The sequence below is a fragment of the Parabacteroides faecalis genome (assembly GCF_022809355.1).
Classification (GTDB): domain Bacteria; phylum Bacteroidota; class Bacteroidia; order Bacteroidales; family Tannerellaceae; genus Parabacteroides; species Parabacteroides faecalis.
On sequence record NZ_JAKZMM010000100.1, the window covers coordinates 1 to 2,817 of the forward strand.

The 2,817-nt window shown below is 43.5% G+C and carries 1 protein-coding gene; it reads right to left on the reverse strand.

Translation table 11 applies throughout. From position 1 onward, the window contains the following. Window positions 1-564 precede the first annotated feature (564 nt). Complete coding sequence (locus MUN53_RS18210; RefSeq protein WP_243326836.1) at window positions 565-2,691, reverse strand: tetratricopeptide repeat protein; 2,127 nt, start codon at window positions 2,689-2,691, stop codon at window positions 565-567. Window positions 2,692-2,817 lie beyond the last annotated feature (126 nt).

Sequence of the window (2,817 nt, forward strand, 5' to 3'; positions counted from 1 at the left end):
TTTTTATCTTTGCAAAGGTAATATGTAAAGCCTTTTAGTAAGACTTATTTTATCTGTAGAGTTTTTTAGTAACGTATCAAAAAAGTGTAAAGTAAATTTAGGCATAGTCATTATCCCTATTTTTCCTCCATTTCATGCCTATCTTTTCCGAAAAAGGTCGTTATGTTTTACCCAAAATACGCCGGCTTTTCATGCATTGCCCGTATATTTTGCCCACAAACCTCGTTTCTCTTGCTTCAAGAAGCCATCATGAGCGACTTCAGTACCCGTTTCCGCTGTTTTCGTCTCTATTTTTGCTTCGGAACAGCCTTCTTTTTCGACTGACAAAAAGCACATTCAAACGAGATATTGCTAACGGTCTTTCCCCAAAGATACAAGAGTTGCTCAAATCCCCTATCAGTTAGACGCAAATTCTTTCTTTTTAACTTTCCTTTCGTCAATGCTGAACTCCGTCAGAATCTCATCAAACAAAATGTACCTGAACTTTGGTCCGTACAGACGAAAATTCAGGTACATTCATTGACATTTTGACAAAATGACTTTTTGATAGTTTTATCTCGTCTTTTATTCCATCATTCGTTTGATGATACTATAAGCATTGATAATACCCAACTCTCCAGCCTTACTCAAATCGGCAATACCTTGACTGGTATTTCCTTGCGAGAGTCGTGCCAATCCCCGATTGAAGTAGGCTTCAGCAAACTCAGGATCGCGGCGGATGGCTTCCGAATAATCTTCAATCGCTGCCCGGTAATCTCGCAATGCGCAACGCAGGTTACCTCGGTTGAAATAAGCATACACGAAATCCGGATGCAACTTAATGGCCATGTCATAATCGCGGGTAATCTGTTCGTGCTGATAAGAACGTTTTTCTTCCTTGATGGCATTCAAATCATCCTTCGAAGGCATTACCGCCGAATGAACTGTCTGTTTCCCGCCCATATTGAAGTTCATGGTCAGATCCGAACGGATATCCATAATCTCGGCCTCTTCGTTTGAATCCTGGTATTGCATCTGTTTGTAACGGACAACCGCCCGGTTGAAGAATGCAATCATCGAATTCGGATCCAGCTCAATGACCTTATCATAATCTTTGATAGCTGAAGCAAAGTCCTGTACCAGCATATAATCAAGAGCACGTCCCAAATACGAATTAACGTCTGAAGGATTTCTGGCTATCCGGGCCGAATAATCATCAATCGAAGCAAAGTGGGCAGCTATCTGATCTTCCGTCAAGGCAGCCTCCTCGTTCGTAATCAGCAACTTCATCTTCAACACCATCTGCTGGTTGAAGTCGTCGATCAACTTACTATAATATAACTGTTTCTTCACCGGATCCGGCTTCTCATAGAAAGTAAGGATGAACTGAGGTTCCAGATCTACCCGGACATTCCGATCCTGAACACGGCCGCGCACATCGCTATTGAACTTATTCCGACGTTCTTCTTCCTTATCATATACCACCAGACGGTTGAACTTATCAATGTTCTTATCCGACTGTTCGCGAGTATTGTTATCGGTTGCATTGCCACTTGTCGATGTTCCTGTCGTAGCTGTACCCGACGATGCCGAAGCAGTTGTCTTTCCGGCAGCCCGGTCTTTCTTCATCTGCTCTTCCTTTTTGAAGGCAGTCCAAACATCCCGGTCGGCACCTGCCAGATCGTTCATCTTTTTCTTGGCTTCCGCCCGGCTATAATATCCCGGCAAGAAGTCCGGATATTCGGTCAGCACCACATTGAAATCGGATACAGATCCCGGATAGTCACCTGTTTCATACCGAAGCAAAGCCCGGTTATAATAAGCCATATAGTTGTCTGGCTCCAATTGCAGCACCACATCAAAGTCTTCAATCGCCCGGTTATTGTCGCCCACCTGGAAACGCAACAATCCGCGGTTGAAACGGGCAATCAAGTTATCATGATCCATACTGATGACCTGATCGTAATCGGCCATCGCTCCTTTCAGATTATTTTTCTGATAGCTGACCAGACCACGGTTGATGTAATATCCGCTTTCCCTCGGATCCAAATGAATCGCTTCATTCAAGTCGGCAAGCGCTTTATCGAAGTCTTGTAACTGATAATAGACAATGGCGCGGTTTCCGTAAGCCGGCGGATAATACGGATCCAGCTCGATAGCCTTATCATAATCAGCCAGTGCCTTGGTCGTATCTCCTTTTTCTATATACATAGCTCCGCGAGACAGATAAGCCATCGAATAACGCGGATGAGCAACCATCAGGCGTTCGAACATCTTTTCTGCTCCATCGTAATCTTTCTTCTGGATATAAGCCACAGCCTCGTTTACCATCATCTGGCGGTCTTCCCGTTTAAACTCCAATCCTTTTTCGTAATCGGCAATGGCTCCATCGAAATCTTCCATACTCTGCCGGGCAATACCTCTGGCATAATAGGCCTGAGCCAGAAAAGGATTCCGTTCGAGGCAAGCCGTACAATCTTCTTCCGCACCCTTGAAATCATCCAGACTGATTTTAGCGACAGCACGGAAGAAATAAGGCTCAGCCAACCATGGTTTGGAACGAATCACCTGATTGAAATATTGGATAGAAAGTACATAATCTTCGAAATACAAAGCATTGCGCCCGATAGCTAATACCCGATCCGTATTAATCTGCGCCCATACGGAAACCGAGCACAGGTAAAACACAAGGCCAAAAATCAACTTCTTCATTCGTAATATTCTCTATATACCCGTTGGCGGAATTAAATTGATAAAATAAATATGTATAAAAGGTTGTGCTTATCGCTGATTATTAGTAGATTAGAAGTGATCAAACTATTAATTTACAATAAAGCT